The 16,688-nt window shown below is 40.2% G+C and carries 15 protein-coding genes and 3 tRNA genes; 9 read left to right on the forward strand and 9 right to left on the reverse strand.

What is annotated here, in order from left to right; translation table 11 throughout:
- Nucleotides 1-28 precede the first annotated feature (28 nt).
- Both guaA and FTV50_RS13570 read right to left on the reverse strand, forming a co-directional pair.
- Nucleotides 29-1,597, reverse strand: coding sequence for a glutamine-hydrolyzing GMP synthase (gene guaA / locus FTV50_RS13565; protein ID WP_078194056.1), 1,569 nt, complete (start codon nt 1,595-1,597; stop codon nt 29-31).
- A gap of 212 nt (nt 1,598-1,809) precedes the next feature.
- On the reverse strand, nt 1,810-2,232 hold the full coding sequence (locus FTV50_RS13570) for a DoxX family protein (protein ID WP_180024725.1): 423 nt from the start codon (nt 2,230-2,232) through the stop codon (nt 1,810-1,812).
- Between the two features lie 194 nt (nt 2,233-2,426).
- Here FTV50_RS13570 and FTV50_RS13575 point away from each other — a divergent pair, with 194 nt between their 5' ends.
- Nucleotides 2,427-3,053, forward strand: coding sequence for a DedA family protein (locus FTV50_RS13575; RefSeq protein WP_078191514.1), 627 nt, complete (start codon nt 2,427-2,429; stop codon nt 3,051-3,053).
- Nucleotides 3,054-3,072: 19 nt separating this feature from the next.
- On the opposite strand, the gene FTV50_RS13580 is transcribed toward FTV50_RS13575, so the two are convergent.
- From FTV50_RS13580 to FTV50_RS13600, 5 genes are all read right to left on the reverse strand, one after another.
- Complete coding sequence (locus tag FTV50_RS13580) at nt 3,073-3,666, reverse strand: LysE family translocator (RefSeq protein WP_168378830.1); 594 nt, start codon at nt 3,664-3,666, stop codon at nt 3,073-3,075.
- 307 nt (nt 3,667-3,973) lie between these two features.
- Entirely contained in the window at nt 3,974-4,378 is a 405-nt protein-coding gene (locus FTV50_RS13585; RefSeq protein ID WP_078191516.1) for a hypothetical protein, read from the reverse strand.
- Between the two features lie 13 nt (nt 4,379-4,391).
- Nucleotides 4,392-5,228: a ParA family protein gene (locus FTV50_RS13590; protein ID WP_180024726.1), complete on the reverse strand. Its 837-nt coding sequence runs from the start codon at nt 5,226-5,228 to the stop codon at nt 4,392-4,394.
- A 63-nt stretch (nt 5,229-5,291) separates the two neighbouring features.
- Nucleotides 5,292-5,684: a SirB2 family protein gene (locus tag FTV50_RS13595; protein ID WP_180024727.1), complete on the reverse strand. Its 393-nt coding sequence runs from the start codon at nt 5,682-5,684 to the stop codon at nt 5,292-5,294.
- Nucleotides 5,685-5,692: 8 nt separating this feature from the next.
- Nucleotides 5,693-6,004, reverse strand: coding sequence for a BolA family transcriptional regulator (locus FTV50_RS13600; protein ID WP_078191519.1), 312 nt, complete (start codon nt 6,002-6,004; stop codon nt 5,693-5,695).
- Between the two features lie 241 nt (nt 6,005-6,245).
- Between FTV50_RS13600 and FTV50_RS13605 the strand changes: the two genes are divergently transcribed.
- The 3 genes from FTV50_RS13605 to FTV50_RS13615 all read left to right on the forward strand — a co-directional run bounded on the left by FTV50_RS13605 (nt 6,246) and on the right by FTV50_RS13615 (nt 6,563).
- Nucleotides 6,246-6,318, forward strand: a tRNA-Gly gene (locus tag FTV50_RS13605).
- 47 nt (nt 6,319-6,365) lie between these two features.
- Nucleotides 6,366-6,441 (forward strand) — tRNA-Gly (locus tag FTV50_RS13610).
- Nucleotides 6,442-6,487: 46 nt separating this feature from the next.
- Nucleotides 6,488-6,563, forward strand: a tRNA-Gly gene (locus FTV50_RS13615).
- 451 nt (nt 6,564-7,014) lie between these two features.
- Here FTV50_RS13615 and FTV50_RS13620 read toward each other — a convergent pair.
- Nucleotides 7,015-7,224 carry a helix-turn-helix transcriptional regulator gene (locus FTV50_RS13620; protein WP_176536932.1) on the reverse strand — a complete coding sequence of 70 codons (210 nt, stop codon included), beginning with the start codon at nt 7,222-7,224 and terminating at the stop codon, nt 7,015-7,017.
- Nucleotides 7,225-7,334: 110 nt separating this feature from the next.
- Between FTV50_RS13620 and FTV50_RS13625 the strand changes: the two genes are divergently transcribed.
- The 5 genes from FTV50_RS13625 to FTV50_RS13645 all read left to right on the forward strand — a co-directional run bounded on the left by FTV50_RS13625 (nt 7,335) and on the right by FTV50_RS13645 (nt 10,364).
- Nucleotides 7,335-7,550 carry a hypothetical protein gene (locus FTV50_RS13625; RefSeq protein WP_004684369.1) on the forward strand — a complete coding sequence of 72 codons (216 nt, stop codon included), beginning with the start codon at nt 7,335-7,337 and terminating at the stop codon, nt 7,548-7,550.
- A gap of 12 nt (nt 7,551-7,562) precedes the next feature.
- Nucleotides 7,563-8,744 carry an Arm DNA-binding domain-containing protein gene (locus FTV50_RS13630; protein WP_180024728.1) on the forward strand — a complete coding sequence of 394 codons (1,182 nt, stop codon included), beginning with the start codon at nt 7,563-7,565 and terminating at the stop codon, nt 8,742-8,744.
- Entirely contained in the window at nt 8,737-8,988 is a 252-nt protein-coding gene (locus FTV50_RS13635; protein WP_180024729.1) for a hypothetical protein, read from the forward strand. The genes FTV50_RS13630 and FTV50_RS13635 overlap by 8 nt, the downstream gene beginning before the upstream one ends.
- Nucleotides 8,989-9,055: 67 nt before the next feature.
- Nucleotides 9,056-9,610 carry a DUF1376 domain-containing protein gene (locus tag FTV50_RS13640; RefSeq protein ID WP_180024730.1) on the forward strand — a complete coding sequence of 185 codons (555 nt, stop codon included), beginning with the start codon at nt 9,056-9,058 and terminating at the stop codon, nt 9,608-9,610.
- A gap of 10 nt (nt 9,611-9,620) precedes the next feature.
- The gene (locus FTV50_RS13645; protein ID WP_180024731.1) at nt 9,621-10,364 is read left to right on the forward strand and encodes an ATP-binding protein; all 744 of its coding nucleotides are present in this window, start codon (nt 9,621-9,623) and stop codon (nt 10,362-10,364) included.
- Nucleotides 10,365-10,473: 109 nt separating this feature from the next.
- On the opposite strand, the gene FTV50_RS13650 is transcribed toward FTV50_RS13645, so the two are convergent.
- On the reverse strand, nt 10,474-16,688 hold a 6,215-nt coding region (locus tag FTV50_RS13650; RefSeq protein ID WP_180024732.1), incomplete at its 5' end, for a calcium-binding protein.

The following is a 16,688-nucleotide window of genomic DNA, read 5'->3' on the forward strand; positions in this document are numbered from 1 at the left end:
AGAAGCTTCGCTTCTTGAAATCCCTAAATTACTCCCATTCAATCGTAGCAGGTGGTTTAGACGATACGTCATAAACAACACGAGAAACTTCAGCAATCTCGTTCATGATACGTGTAGAAATCTTGTCTACAAGATCATAAGGAAGGTGTGCAAAACGTGCAGTCATAAAGTCCACAGTTTCTACAGCACGAAGCGCGATTACCCATGCATAACGACGGCCATCACCTACGACACCCACAGATTTCACAGGTTGGAATACGGCAAATGCTTGTGCAGTTTTGTCATACCAGCCGCTTGCGCGAAGTTCTTGCATGAAGATGTCATCTGCTAGACGAAGGATGTCAGCATATTCTTTTTTCACTTCACCAAGGATACGTACACCTAGACCTGGGCCTGGGAATGGATGACGGTAAAGCATTTCAAATGGAAGACCAAGTGTTGTACCTAAACGGCGAACTTCATCTTTGAACAAATCACGGATTGGCTCAACCAATTCGAATGCTAAATCTTCTGGTAAACCACCCACGTTGTGGTGTGATTTAATCACGTGCGCTTTACCTTGTTTGCTTGCCGCAGATTCAATTACGTCTGGGTAAATAGTACCTTGAGCAAGGAAGTTCACACCGTCAAGCTTACGTGCTTCTTCAGCAAAAACTTCAATGAATTCACGACCGATGATTTTACGTTTTTTCTCTGGATCAACTTCACCAGCAAGCGCTGTTAAGAAGCGATTTTCAGCGTCGGCACGAATCACGCGGATACCCATGTTTTTCGCAAACATGTCCATCACTTGCTCGCCTTCGTTCAAACGAAGTAAACCGTTATCTACAAATACGCAAGTCAATTGGTCGCCAATCGCACGGTGTAAAAGTGCAGCTACAACCGATGAATCGACACCGCCTGAAAGACCCAATAGAACTTTTTGATCACCAATTTGCTCACGAAGTTGTTCTACGCGAAGATCGATGATGTTTTCTGAGTTCCACAAGTTACGGCAACCACATACGCCATGTACGAAGTTAGACAATAACTCAGCACCTTTCGCAGTGTGTGTCACTTCTGGGTGGAATTGGATACCGTAGAAACGACGTTTTTCATCAGAAACCATCGCTACTGGGCAGCTTGGTGTGCTTGCAGTGATTTGGAAACCTTCAGGAATTTGAGTCACTTTATCGCCATGACTCATCCACACTTTTAATTGGTCTTTGGTATCTTCAAGATCACCAATTAAAGCATCACGGACTTTAATATCAACTTCTGCATAACCAAATTCATGCACAGTACCTGGCTCAACTTTACCGCCAAGCTGTTCTGACATGGTTTGTAGACCATAGCAAATACCTAAAACAGGTACACCAAGTTCAAATACAACTTGTGGTGCGCGCGGACTACCTTCTTCATGAACACTTTCTGGACCACCTGAAAGAATGATCCCGTTTGGGTTAAATGCACGAATGTCTTCTTCAGACATATCAAATGCGTACATTTCTGAATAAACACCAGCTTCACGTACACGACGTGCAATAAGCTGACTATATTGAGAACCGAAATCCAAAATCAGGATACGGTCTTCAGTAATTTGGGTATTGGTAGTCATGGCAAACAACTATGCAGGCAACGAATATAAGCGCCGTATTCTAACATTTTTCTTGGACTTTCGCACACTATTCGGACAGGGGCAAAAATCCCAAGCCAAACGGTGTTTTTTACAACACATTTCAGGACTTTACCCATCCGCTTTCAATCAGCGGTAGACATGAAAAAAGCGGCAGAAGGCCGCTTTGATGGATGCTCGGATTCATGACAACTTTATTTTGATTTTTCAATCCAATGATCAAAACTAAATTGACCAGCACCATGCAGCATGAGAAATAATAAGCCGCCAGACATCGCCAAATTTTTCATAAAGTTAATGCTATCTTCAGCACCACCATGGAATAAAAATGCAGTGATTAAACTAAATACGGTTAGACCCAGTGCCGCAAAACGCGCTTGAAAACCAAACAATAAAGCTAAGCCACCACCCAACTCGACTAAGATAGTAATTGGAAGAAGTCCAGCTGGCACACCCATTGACTCCATATAACCTGCTGTTGCAGTGTAAGCCGTAATTTTCCCCCAACCTGCCACAATAAAAATATAAGCCATTAATATACGTGCAACGAGACTGACTACCGAATTGATTTGCGGCTGTTGACTCAGATTTTTCACCATCAAATTTGGATTAAACATACTGAAACCTATTTTTAATACTGTTCAAAAGATGTGCTTAGATTAGGTCGTTTCTTATTCTCTTTAAATATGCTTTTATAATACTCATCATTCCATATATAGAACGATTTTACTGATAATTAATTACGTTTTAATACTGACTTTGCTGCCCCAGACTGATAGCATCAGACCACTATTTTACGCATATAAGCCCCATGGAACTGATTGATTTTATACTACATGTTGATGACCATTTACTCGAGTTCATTACCAATTATGGCGTATGGATTTATGCAATTCTGTTCCTGATTATTTTTGTTGAAACCGGTTTAGTGGTCATGCCCTTTTTACCGGGTGACAGTCTTCTGTTTGCAGCAGGCGCGCTCGCTGCGTCAACAGGTGCCATGGATCCGTGGGTTTTGGTGATTTTGCTGTTTATCGCGGCAGTCTTGGGCGACACGCTGAACTACCATATTGGTAAATATATTGGCCCACGTGTCTTTGAAATTGAATCACGCTTCATTAACCGTCAACATTTGGTGAATACGCAAAAATTCTTTGAAAAACATGGTGGTAAAACCATTATTTTTGCCCGCTTTATTCCTTTTGCACGAACCTTCGCGCCTTTTGTCGCAGGTGCAGGCAGCATGAACTACAAGTACTTCCTGACTTTTAACATGATTGGTGCGATTTGCTGGGTTGGCTCATTTATCACTTTGGGTTATTTATTTGGCAATATGCCAATCGTGAAAGATAACTTCACCCATCTGATCTTCGGCATCATTATTATTAGTGTTTTACCGGGTGTAATTGGTTTTATTCGAGCAAAATTAAAGAAATAAACCGATGTGGTGAACGCCTTTAAGCAAAAAAGCGTAAAACCACAGGAAACATACATAAAATCAGCATCAGGGCCGATCCTTTATACAGAAGATCGGCCTTAATTTTTTGGGTCTTACCCGCCAAAATCGTTCGTCCAAATGACATCCAAAACAACGCAACAGGCAGCAAAACCACGCTAAATACAGCGAAAACCAAAATAAAATTTAATGGGCTAGCCCAAGTTTCAATCGGGAAAATACCTGCAGCAAAAAGCAAGGCTTTCGGATTTTTTAATGAAGAAATAAATAATTCACGTGGTTGAATTGAAGGATGTTTTTGATTGTACTGATGTAAATGCGTCGATTTCCACAAATGAAAAGCCAACCATAATACATAGGCAATACTGAGAAAATGCAGCAAGTGAATTAAATTCGGCCACACTGGGGCACTTAAATGAATAATCAACGCCCACAAATTAATGGCATAGAAATAGCCCAATAATTCTGCAGGAATCAGCATGCAGGTCTTTGCAATGCCTTGTTGATGTGCAGAGCTTGCCATTAGTGCATTGCTAGGTCCCGGTGTCATCATCACCGCAATCATTGCCAATACAAAAAGCCAACTCTCAATCATAAATACCCAGACAATGTTTCAAAGCGCACACCTTAGCCGAAATGAATTTAAAAAAACAAGTACGTGCTAGATCAGTTTTATCCTTGTACAAGTCAATGCACTCACGCTGAATGTTCAAGACCAGAAGGAGGTATTGAAATACACCAATAATATTTAATTTAATTTTTTCATAGATTTAAATATTTTATTGGCTCTAAATAGTGCAGTTTATTTGACTCAAAAAAAATGCCAGTAGACGCCTCACCTACTGACAAATTTTATTACACTTTTCTCATAGCACAGGCCTGAGCCCCTGCCCATGATCCATTTATGATTTTGCTGCGGTAGCCGAATTTGCGCGAACAATAATCGGACAACCTTTAAATTTTGCTGCCTGTACAATCGCTTCTTGCTCACCTAGAACGCGTGAAAGTTCGGTACGTTTGGTATTTGAAGATTGTCCCATATTGACCGAAATACTCGGACCAATTCCCCAACCTCCACGGCTGCCCCAGCCACCACCAAGGCCAACACCGACACCAACGCCTGTGCGCTTCGGCGTTTCTACACCATTTTGAATATAGTCGTGGATTCGGTTGTATTCGCTTTGCAATTGTTGGCAACTCAAAGACTGATACTGTGTAGGTGAAACATAGCTTGGTTTAGGCGTACTTGCACATGCACCCAATACAACAGCAGTGAAAGCAACTAGACCACATTTAAGTGCATTCATACTTTTCTCGATACTACTTTTGCTCAATTTCATTGAACAATGATTGATAGGCTTGCGTCAATTTATGATCTGCAGCCAAATGGATTAAAGGTTGATTTTTATGATGAGATTCTTTCATCAGCACTGAAGGCGGTAACATGCTGTCCAATACAGGAAGACCTTCATCTTTGAGTTGTTGTACAACTTCACGCGGTAACTTCGCCTGTGCTTGAAATTGATTGACCACAATGCCTTCAATTTCCAAACGATCATTATGATCATCCTGCGTTTCCAACACATTTTCGATCAGGGTCTGTAAAGCTCGTTTTGAAAACACGTCACAGTCAAATGGAATCAGCACGCGATCTGCCGCAATCAACGCAGATAAAGTAAAAAAGTTAAAGGCCGGCGGTGTATCAATAAACACTCGATCATATTGACCGCTCATCTGCTGCAAAGCATCACGCAGTTTGTAAATTTTATGCTTAGATTCTAAGGCATGTGCTAACGCACCCAAATTTGGGCTTGCAGGAATTACATCTAAATTTTTAAACGGTGATTGATGTACATAGCTTTCTAGACCTTTAGTACGATTTTTTAAAATCGAACCAATGGCATTTCCCAACAAACCTTTACTTTGTTGCGTCCCCAAGACTTCTTCAAAATAATTTTCAATATTGGGTTCAAGTGCGGGCTTATCTGCTGAGTAGGTCGCATCATCCCCCAACAAATATTGACTTGAATTGGCTTGAGGGTCGAGATCAATCACCAAAGTTTTTAAACCTTGGTGCGCGCTTATCGCCGCTAAATTGACCGTAATACTCGATTTCCCCACACCACCTTTTTGGTTAAATACCACACGCGTACGCATTCAAAACCCTCTAATCTTTGTTTTTCTACTCAAGCCTTGAAATCGGCCATGTGGATAAGCCATTTATCCAAAAACTGGTTTGATTATAACCAATGTAATGATGAAAATAAGTGCAACAGCTGCAATAAATAAGCCCGCACGGCGCTGAACCAATAAAACACTATCATCTTTTTTATACGCTTTGGATAAAGAAGACAGCAGCGCTAGAAATAGTACAACTTTGGCATAGAACCATGGCTGCACGTCAAAGTTCTTCATAAACAATAAGATAATCCCTGTCACAGCAATTAAAGCCATTGAGCCATGTTGCAATGCAACAAAAAACTTACGACCTGATGGATTCGGTAAATTGCCCTGCGTCCCTTTAAACAGCGTAAAAGCACGAATGAAAATGGCAGCACAGCCTAAAGCCACGCCACACATATGAATGATTTTAATGATTAATTGCGTTTCCATGGTTTACCTTAAGATGACTTAGGTGCATGCGCACATTCAGGGCTAGTGGTGTCTTGACCTTTCCATTCTTCGGGTAAAAAAGCATGAATGGCCAAGGCATGAATTTGCCCCGGACTAAGTAAATCACCTGCTGCGGCATAGACTTTTTGATGACGTTGCACCAAACGTAAGCCTGCAAAAGCCTCACTCACAATCACCGCTTTAAAATGCGACTCTTTACCTGGGAAATAACCACCATGACCTGCGGACTCATTCACCACTTCAAGATGTGTAGGCGCTAATGTCTGTAGACGCTCAATTAATTGCTGTTCTAAACTCAAAACGGCTCTCCCAAATTCAAAAAAGGTTCAACTGGTCTTAGTATAGCCTGTATTTGTTGAAGTTCTTGTGTCGCAAAGTTGCTGAAACCGCCTGAATTGCATGATTTCATCAAAATGGAAGCCTTTGACCTGCAAAAATATTCCAATTTTCAAACAAATTGTTTTTATTTTATGCAAACGATGCACAGTTTTTCATAAAGTTATTGACCTGAAAAATCCTTAATGTATTATACGTGGCTATGCGGGAATAGCTCAGTTGGTAGAGCATAACCTTGCCAAGGTTGGGGTCGGGAGTTCGAGTCTCCTTTCCCGCTCAAAATTTTTTCATTCGGTTTTTTATTTAAAAAATTGGATAGACTCCGCGGGAATAGCTCAGTTGGTAGAGCATAACCTTGCCAAGGTTGGGGTCGGGAGTTCGAGTCTCCTTTCCCGCTCCAAATTTTTTTTGATTCAGTTTTTTAGTAAAAAAACAGGATAGACTCCGCGGGAATAGCTCAGTTGGTAGAGCATAACCTTGCCAAGGTTGGGGTCGGGAGTTCGAGTCTCCTTTCCCGCTCCAAATTCAAAAAGCCCCCATCAAAAGATGGGGGCTTTTTTATTGTTGATTTTATTAGGTTTTTTAAAATAAGAAAGCCTTTTAGACTGCTTTCAAATAACGTCTATCCCAACGTCTTCAATTTGCATGGTGACCATAAGTGACCAAAAAGTGCCTTCAATAAATCAAAAAGATAAGAAACCCTTTCTAAAACTGCTTAAAAAATTATTCCACCGAAAATTTCTATGTCATTAGACTTCTATTATTTTCAATTCAATATTTTTACAAGATCAAATAGGATCGTGACCAAATTTGGTCACGCAATAAAACTCTCGATAAATACAGATCATTTTAAGTTTTTATAATTCAGCCCTACTTACTCAATATCTACTTACTTGTCCCACAATCAAAAATACTCTAAAAAAATTAAGGTGACCAAATTTGGTCACCTTAATTTCATAAATATTTCATCGTCTTAAGATTCTTCAACTTGTAATTTCAGAAGATCTCCTACCTCTACATTCAATAATAAACAGAGCTTCTCAATAGTTTCAAAATCAATACGAGTCGATTGACCATTATAAAGTTTATGCAGAGTGGTTTTACTCATCCCTGTTTCACGCGCAACATCCGCAACCTTCATTCTGCGTTCTGCTAATAAGACTGGCAAATTGCAAACTATCATTAATTACCACCATTGTGTAATAAAGTACTTGCATGATGTATTAAATGCTTATAGTATTGCATTGTAATCTTAAATAACATCATTGTGATACTTTTTAAAAGGATATACATATGAACTTCACGTATCTTACTACAAAAGAACTTTCGGAACGAATTCATTACAACGAGCGTACTATCCGAAATCAACTCAAAGATAGCGTCTTACTTGAAGGCGTTCATTACATTCGCCCATTTGGTGGGCGCAAAATTCTTTTTGTTTGGGAACGCATTGAGGAAGATATGACAAAAACCTCGTTCGGCTCTCTTCATAGCCTACAACTACAATAGGAGTTCAATCACATGGCCTCAATCCGTACAAGATACGGCAAGCTTACAATTGATTTTCGCTACTTAAATAAGCGTTGCCGTGAAACAACTGCAATGGAAGATACACCTAACAATCGTAAAAAACTTGAAAAAGCGATTGAACGTATGGAAGCTGAAATGCTCTTGGGTGTATTTGATTATGCTAAATATTTTCCCAAAAGCACTCGACTAGCAGAAATTAAAGATGCCGAAAACCTAATCAATGCAGTAGGTTCTAAGACACCTATTTTTTCTAAGTATTGTGAAATATGGGTTGCTGACAAAGAAATTGAATGGCGTAGCAGCTATGCAGAAAAAATTAGGATTGTTATTCGAAAATATTTAACTCCATATTTTGGAACAATTCCCGTTATTAACATCAAAAAGTCAGACATCCTTGGATTCCGTTCATCTCTCGCCAAAGTGACATACGGAAATAACCAAGAATGCCTTTCACCATCACGAATCAACCAGATTATGACAGCACTTCGTATGATACTAGATAGCGCATCCGAACGATATGATTTTGATAGTCCTTACAAAAACATAAAAAGTTTGAAAGAAGGTCGGATTGAAGTCACACCTTTCTCTCTTGAAGAAGTTCAGCGAATTATTACATCTGTTCGCGACGACTTTAAACCTTATTACACAATCCGATTCTTTACAGGCATGCGTACCAGTGAAATTGATGGCCTTCAATGGAAAAACATTGACTTACAACGTCGAGAAATCCATATCCGTCAAGCGCTTGTGAATGGTGTTTTAGGTCGAACAAAAACGTATGGATCAGACCGCACCATTCAAATGAGTGAGCGGGTGTATCAAGCATTTCTTCAACAGAAAAGCCTCAACAACGGAAAATCGGACTTCGTCTTCTGCAACCGTGATGGCGGTCCCCTAGACTACCGCTTAGTTAATAAGCGTGTATGGCACCCTATCCTGCGCTTTTTGGGATTAACTCCTCGTCGCGCTTATCAGACACGCCACACAGCTGCCACACTTTGGTTATCTGCTGGAGAAAATCCTGAATGGATTGCACGCCAGCTGGGACATACGACCACTGAAATGCTGTTCCGAGTCTATAGCCGTTACATCCCCAATGTTACGCGTCGTGATGGCAGTGCATTTGAAGCCATGCTGGAAAAACTAAATACTGAGGAGCTTGCACATGAATAATAAAGCTTTCTTTGGTGGTGTAGTCGTCAGCCCTGAAGCAGATATGGTCGCTCGTGAACTCATTCATGAGCTACACATTCCCAAACTGCACAATCTGGCCTTTTTGCTGAAAGTTAACAAATGCTTCGATGATCATCAGGCATTGAGACTTTGGCTACAGCGAATGCTGGATGATGGACAAGCCCATTACGATGATTTAGCCCGACAGGCCCGCATCCGGTTAATGAGTCTCGCTCACTCATAAAACAAACATACAAGGTCATCTAATCGGTGACCTTAGCCCCTCTATACCCATAAAAAGGGAAAAAACCATGCATAAAAATATTTCAATTTGGATGCCACTCTATATTGGCGACTTACAGGCAAAATTTGCACGAATGACCGCTGAGCAAATAGGTGCAACGTTGCTGTTGATGATGGATTTCTGGAAAAATGGTGCTATTCCTCATGATCTAGCTACTGTCTGCAGTATCACCAAATTATCACAGCACACAAAAGCTAAAAGCTTACTGAAAATGCTCATGGTATTAGAACTATTTGAAGTCGAATCTGAACAAATTTGTTCAGACTTCTTAACTAATTTAAAGAATCAGGCATTACAAAACCAGCAAATGAAATCTAATAAAGCAAAAAATGCTGCTCAAGCACGCTGGAATAAATCCGCAAGTAATGCTCAAGCACACCCCAAACAACCACAAGAAAATGCTCCAGCATCTATTGAGGATACCCTACGCATTACTCAAGCCATACTTGAACCATGCCCTTCATCTTCATCTTCATCTTCATCTTCATCTTCATCTTCATCTTCATCTTCAAATTTTGACCCAAAAAATGAAGATTTTTTAGAAAATTCAAAATGGATTTGAGGAGGTTTTAATGAATACCACGCCTAGAATGCTTCAGTTTAACGCAGAATTAATGAAAGAGCTTTGCCCTACCCACCATATACCCCTGATGAAAATTGCAGGTCACAGGCTCTGTAAATTATGTGCCAAAGAAACCGTCCATCACTCTCATGCAGCCTATGAGGATGAACTGCAACAGCGATTGCTACAACAGAAAATCAAAAATTCAGGGCTCAATAAACGCTACCTGGATCGTGGTTTCAAGAATTATGTAGTTGCATGCCCTGAACAAGACAATACCATCAAGCTATGTCAGGCCTTTGCACAGCAGATTATTTCTGACCACAACCCGAACATGTTGATGATTGGTACACCAGGTACAGGTAAAACCCATCTGAGTGCATCAATTATTCGCAACATTCTGCATAACAGTACAAAATCTGCACGCTACTATACCAGTGCAGAAATTGCTCAAAAAATGATGGATACCTGGTCAGATGCTTCACGCTCTGAGAAAGAAGTCATCGACCATTTCTCTAGTTTTGATTTATTGGTGATTGATGAATATGGCCTGCATGACCGGCACGAAAAACGCCTAGAAATGGTGCATAAGGTCTTATATAGACGTTATGACAACATGAAATCCACACTGCTGATTTCCAATTTCACTGTCCAAAATATGCAGCGGGATTTAGGTGTCCGATTATGGTCGCGGTTACATGAGAACCATTTGATTGTAGTACCGTGTTATTGGGATGATCAAAGAATAACTTAATCAATTGATACTCTTTCTATGACCTCTTAAAGTTTTAGAATATAAAACTCCAAATAAATAAAGGGCGGTTAACCGCCCTCTATCAAGTCTCACTAAACTCTTAAAGTCATTAGTAAACTACTGACTGATTTAAGAGCAGGTCTTGAACAGATAAATATTCAGTCTGGTTTGTTAATATTAACAGTTCTTGAGAATTACCATTAACTCTATCATTAACACTTATAGTATTAGTTTTAAGAGTTTCATCATAAGAAATATTTAAGAACTCATTAAGATTCGACGAGTTAACTTGACTGTTATCTAAGAACTCAGAAAAGTCTAATTGGTCCTCAGATATTTTAAAGTCACTGACATAGTCTATAGCAGTTACACCTGATGCATTTTGCAACAACTTAATAATGTCCTGACCATCATTCATTATAAATAATTCACTCACAGCTGGATCACTGATAAATAGATTATCGCCTGCATCACCAATAATTATGCTTTGGACAAAATATTCAGCATTAAGTGGGCTATTTTCACCAGAATTTTGATAAACATCATCTGAATACATGCTACTTTCATTATCAAAACTATAACTTTCCACACTTGTCAATGATGTTGCCGCTGGCATAGTTAACCCAAATGCTCCAAAAATCTGGCTAGCTGTGATTTGGCCTCCAGTTTCGAACGCAAAAGTTTCAACAACATAATCACCGCCTAAGAAGAAATCCTTAACAGTGACTTTATTCGTATTACTACCATCCAATTTCAGAATCAAGTCATTGCCAGACATATTCAAGTAGTTACCAATTTGGCTAAATGTAATACCATTTTTGAAGACGACTTTATCATTGCCGGAGACCTCATTAATCATTAAAGCTCCAGTTGTATATTCGTAAGTTGTATCACCTTCGACTTCAGATGATCCTGTTTCTGTTCCACCACCAGTTGATGGCAATGTCAGACCAAAAGCTCCAAAGATATCGTCAGCCGTAATTTCTTCTCCTGTCGCAAACTGGAAGGTTTCAACTAAATTATTACCAGCAAGGAAGAAATTCTTTACCGTAATTTTATTTGTTGTACTTCCATTGACTTTAAGAATGAGGTCATTACCTGACATGGTCAGATAATTACCAATTTGGCTAAATGTGATTCCGCTCGCAAATACAACTTTGTCATTTCCTGATACTTCAGTAATAGTAAGATCACCTGAAGTATAGTTATATGTAGTATCGCCTTCCGCATTAGCTGCTCCGCCTCCAGTACCAGGCATTGTTAAACCAAATGCAGTAAAAATTTGATTTGCTGTGATTTGTTCACCAGCTGCTGTTTGGAAGGTTTCAACTAAATAATTACCTGCGAGGAAGAAATTTTTCACAGTTACAATATTGGCAGTACTTCCATTTACTTTAATAATTAAATCATTTCCAGACATAGTCAAATTAGAACTAATATGACTAAAGGTAATACCGCTTGCGAATACAACTTTGTCTGTACCTGACTGTTCAGTAATGGTTAGAGCACCACTCGTATAGCTATAAGTAGTGTCACCTACTGGGTTTGGTGTTTCACTACCAGTACCTGGTATAGTCAATCCATACGCAGTAAAAATTTGGCTCGCTGTAATCTGCTCACCTGCTGCTGTTTGGAATGATTCAACCAAATAATCACCTGCAAGGAAGAAGTTCTTCACTGTAACAATATTAGTAGTGCTTCCATTTACCTTAATGATTAAGTCATTTCCAGACTTGGTCAGGTTAGAACTAATTTGGCTGAGAGTAATGCCGCTAGCAAATACAATTTTATCTGTACCAGACTGTTCGGTAATTGTTAAGGCACCAGTACTATAGTTATACGTTGTATCACCAGCTACATTCGGTGTTTCTTCCCCACCATTATTGTTAACCTTAGTTGCAATTTGGGCTGCTGTAATCGTATAGCCACCATTCGGTTGTACGGATGAAATCGCTTTTTCTCCACCTAAGAAATGATCTTTCACCCGGATAGATTGATTTGAGTTGTTATCAATCGTAATGAGTAAATCATTATTTTCTTTAGTAAATTTTATACGATCATCCGTAATACCTTGATCCATCAACCAGATGACATCAGTACCACCACCAGTTTGATCAATTACATCAGCGCCATCAGCCAAGTAATAATAGTATTTATCATCACCTGCACCACCATCTAAGGTATCAATTCCAGCTCCCCCAATCAGTGTATCGTTGCCAATTCCACCGTAGATTGAATCATCACCAGCCCCGCCATCTAGATAGTCATTACCGGCACCACCTTCCACACGATCATTACCTGCCTGAGCCCAAATCGTATCGTTACCATCCAGACCTTGAATCAGATCGTTTCCTGAAGTGCCATAAATGGTTTCAGCATTATTGGTACCTTCAAGAACCGTATCATAGAGTCCACCATATGCTTGGGCTTTAATAATTCCCTCGATATCCTTTGCAGAGATTGGAATCTGGTTATTTGCATTAACTGATGAAATCGCCTTTTCACCTCCAAGGAAATGATCCACAATTCGTACAGACTGGTTAGCATTTTGATCAATGATTACGATTAAATCGTTGCCATCTTTGTTGAAGCTAATACGGTCAGGAGTAATGCCGTAGTCCATCAGCCACAAGACATCTGTTCCGCCTCCAGTTTGATCAATCACATCAGGGCCATCAGTCAAGTAATAAAGATACTCATCATCACCTTCACCACCATTCAAGATGTCTGTTCCAGCTCCCCCACTCAGTCTATCGTTACCAATTCCACCATAGATAGAATCGTCACCAGCACCGCCATACAGCGTATCATTACCCTCATCGCCATGTAGGACATCATTCCCCTCATTTCCTTCCAAGTAATCTGAGCCTGCACCGCCATATAACGTATCATTACCAGTTTGCCCCCAAAGCGTATCATCACCCTCTTGACCATAGATAATGTCATTGCCTGAACCAGCATAAACTTTGTCATTACCAGCCCCCATTTCGAAAGTTTCATGGGTATTTCTATACCCCCATACTTCGTCATTATCAGCTGTACCATGATACGTTACATGATTTTCAATATAACTATTATTCCAGATCGTTAAATCTTCAAACTGGATTTCATTAATCTTATGATGACCGCCAACAAAATAATTTTGGACTGTAATTTGATCAACATTATTTCCATGCTGAATAAGCAAATCATCACCAAAACGATGCAGGCTAATATCAGTTGTTGCAATATTCTGACCAAAACGCAATACGTCAAATGATACAGCGACATTACTATAGTTCTGACCTGCTGGACGCTCAATAATCGTGTCCTGACCATCACCTAAATTAAACAGGTAGACTTCATCCCCAAATGAACCATAAATAGTATCGTTACCTTGACCACCCTCAATATAGACTGCACGCTGCGCCTCTGTCAGTTCAGGATCTAGAATGACATGATAACCATCAGCATCCAAAATAAATTCACTCTCATTGGAACTATCTACAAAATGCATCTGATTAATATCAACAACTAGAACATCATCCCCTGATCCACCATCAAGCAATCCTGCTTGGTTATCATCCAAACCTATTAAAATTAATTGATCCGTACCATCTCCACCATACAATTTTCCTTGACCCGTTAAAATATCATTTCCAGCTTGTCCTTCTAAAATACCATGCCCATTAAGAACATCATTTCCTGCTCCACCAAGTAGATGTCCAGCACCTTCAATCTCATCATCTCCATCTCCGCCATCTAAATACCCGGATGCATAGATTTTATCGTTACCATTTTCGCCATAAACAAAATATTGGGCTTCTGGTGAATCTGTATAAATTGAACTGCCGTAAATAATGTCATCGCCATTACCAGCATGGATAACATCACTGTCTGTTGTGCCTTCAATAACGTCGTCTAGCTCTGTACCTTTGACTGCCTGTATATCAAGATCAGCTTCATTCCATTCTACGTTATTATCAAACTGGACTAGATTAATAGGCTTATTGGATGAATCGCTAAATTGAGATTGAACAATTAACTGATCACCCGTTATGCGGTGAGTAATCACCATATCTTGGCCGACTTTTCTGACAATAAGATTGTCTGGGTCTATATTTATAAATGCTATCGTATCCTTATCAGTTTCATTTTTATATTCATATAGGATGATATCTTGACCCCAACCTGCTTCGAACTGATAAATATCATTACCAGCTCCACCTTCCAGTGTATCGTTGCCTTCACTACCAATGAGTGTGTCATTGCCGGTTCCACCTGCTAAGGTATCATCACCCTCACCACCTTGCAGGACGTCATCACCATCTTGGCCCTCCAGGCGATCATCTCCTGTACCACCGACCAGAACATCATTGCCTGAACCACCATAAAGTTGGTCATTATCGGCCCCGCCTTCTAAATAGTCATCTCCAGTTCCGCCATATAATTTATCCTCGCCAGTTCCGCCATACAGCTGATCAGAGCCAGTGTTGCCATAAATCTGATCGTCACCCGCTTCACCGGAAATCGTACTTCCTGAAGCATATGCCTGAAGAATGTCTGTGCCTTCAGTACCAAGAAGTACCAAGGCCTTCACCGCTTCAACATCAAGTATCATCTCATCTGAGAACTGGATCTGATCAATACGATAAGCACCCAAAGCATCTGATTGGAAATAATTTTGCACAGTGATGCTGTTTTCACCATCTAATGTACGGATCACTAAATCATTATTGATACGACGGAAAGTAAAATCTGTTTGGACTTGACCATCTGTAAACTGAATAATGTCTTGACGATTTGCCGAATTATCATAATTGCTGATAATGTCATGACCGAAGTTGGCTGCAAAAATATAGGTATCATTGCCGGTTCCACCATCTAAGGTATCATCACCCATACCACCGACTAGAACATCATTGCCTGAACCACCATAAAGTTGGTCATTATCGGCCCCGCCTTCTAAATAGTCATCTCCAGTTCCGCCATATAATTTATCCTCGCCAGTTCCGCCATACAGCTGATCAGAGCCAGTGTTGCCATAAATCTGATCGTCACCCGCTTCACCGGAAATCGTACTTCCTGAAGCATATGCCTGAAGAATGTCTGTGCCTTCAGTACCAAGAAGTACCAAGGCCTTCACCGCTTCAACATCAAGTATCATCTCATCTGAGAACTGGATCTGATCAATACGATAAGTACCCAAAGCATCTGATTGGAAATAATTTTGCACAGTGATGCTGTTTTCACCATCTAATGTACGGATTACTAAATCATTATTGATACGACGGAAAGTAAAATCTGTTTGGACTTGACCATCTGTAAACTGAATAACATCTTGACGGCTTGCAGTATTATCATAATTGTTAATGATGTCATGGCCGAAGTTGGCTGCAAAAATATAGGTATCATTGCCGGTTCCACCATCTAAGGTATCATCACCCATACCACCGACCAGAACATCATTGCCTGAACCACCATAAAGTTGGTCATTATCGGCCCCGCCTTCTAAATAGTCATCTCCAGTTCCGCCATATAATTTATCCTGTCCAGTTCCGCCATACAGCTGATCAGAGCCAGTGTTGCCATAAATCTGATCGTCACCCGCTTCACCGGAAATCGTACTTCCTGAAGCATATGCCTGAAGAATGTCTGTGCCTTCAGTACCAAGAAGTACCAAGGCCTTCACCGCTTCAACATCAAGTATCATCTCATCTGAGAACTGGATTTGATCAATACGATAAGTAACCAAAGCATCTGATTGGAAATAATTTTGCACAGTGATGCTGTTTTCACCATCTAATGTACGGATTACTAAATCATTATTGATACGACGGAAAGTAAAATCTGTTTGGACTTGACCATCTGTAAACTGAATAACATCTTGACGGCTTGCAGTATTATCATAATTGTTAATGATGTCATGGCCGAAGTTGGCTGCAAAAATATAGGTATCGTTGCCGGCTCCACCTTCTAAAGTATCATCACCCTCACTACCAACCAGAATATCATTGCCTGAACCACCATAAAGTTGGTCATTATCAGCACCACCTTCTAAATAGTCATCTCCAGTTCCGCCATATAATTTATCCTCGCCAGTTCCACCATACAGCTGATCAGAACCATTGTTGCCATAAATCAGGTCAGCTCCGGCTTCACCACTCAGCACATCATTACTGCTGTAGCCTTGAATTGTGTCATTGCTTTCGGTTGGTACAAGGATCTGCTGTTTAATGTATTCAACATCCCACACCGTTTGATCGGCAAATAAAATCTGGTCAATACGGTAGGCCGTCGCGCCATTGCTGTCAAAGAAGCTTTGTACTGTGACTTGGTCTTCTG

This window comes from Acinetobacter sp. YH1901134, from assembly GCF_013416965.1.
Classification (GTDB): Bacteria; Pseudomonadota; Gammaproteobacteria; order Pseudomonadales; family Moraxellaceae; genus Acinetobacter; species Acinetobacter amyesii.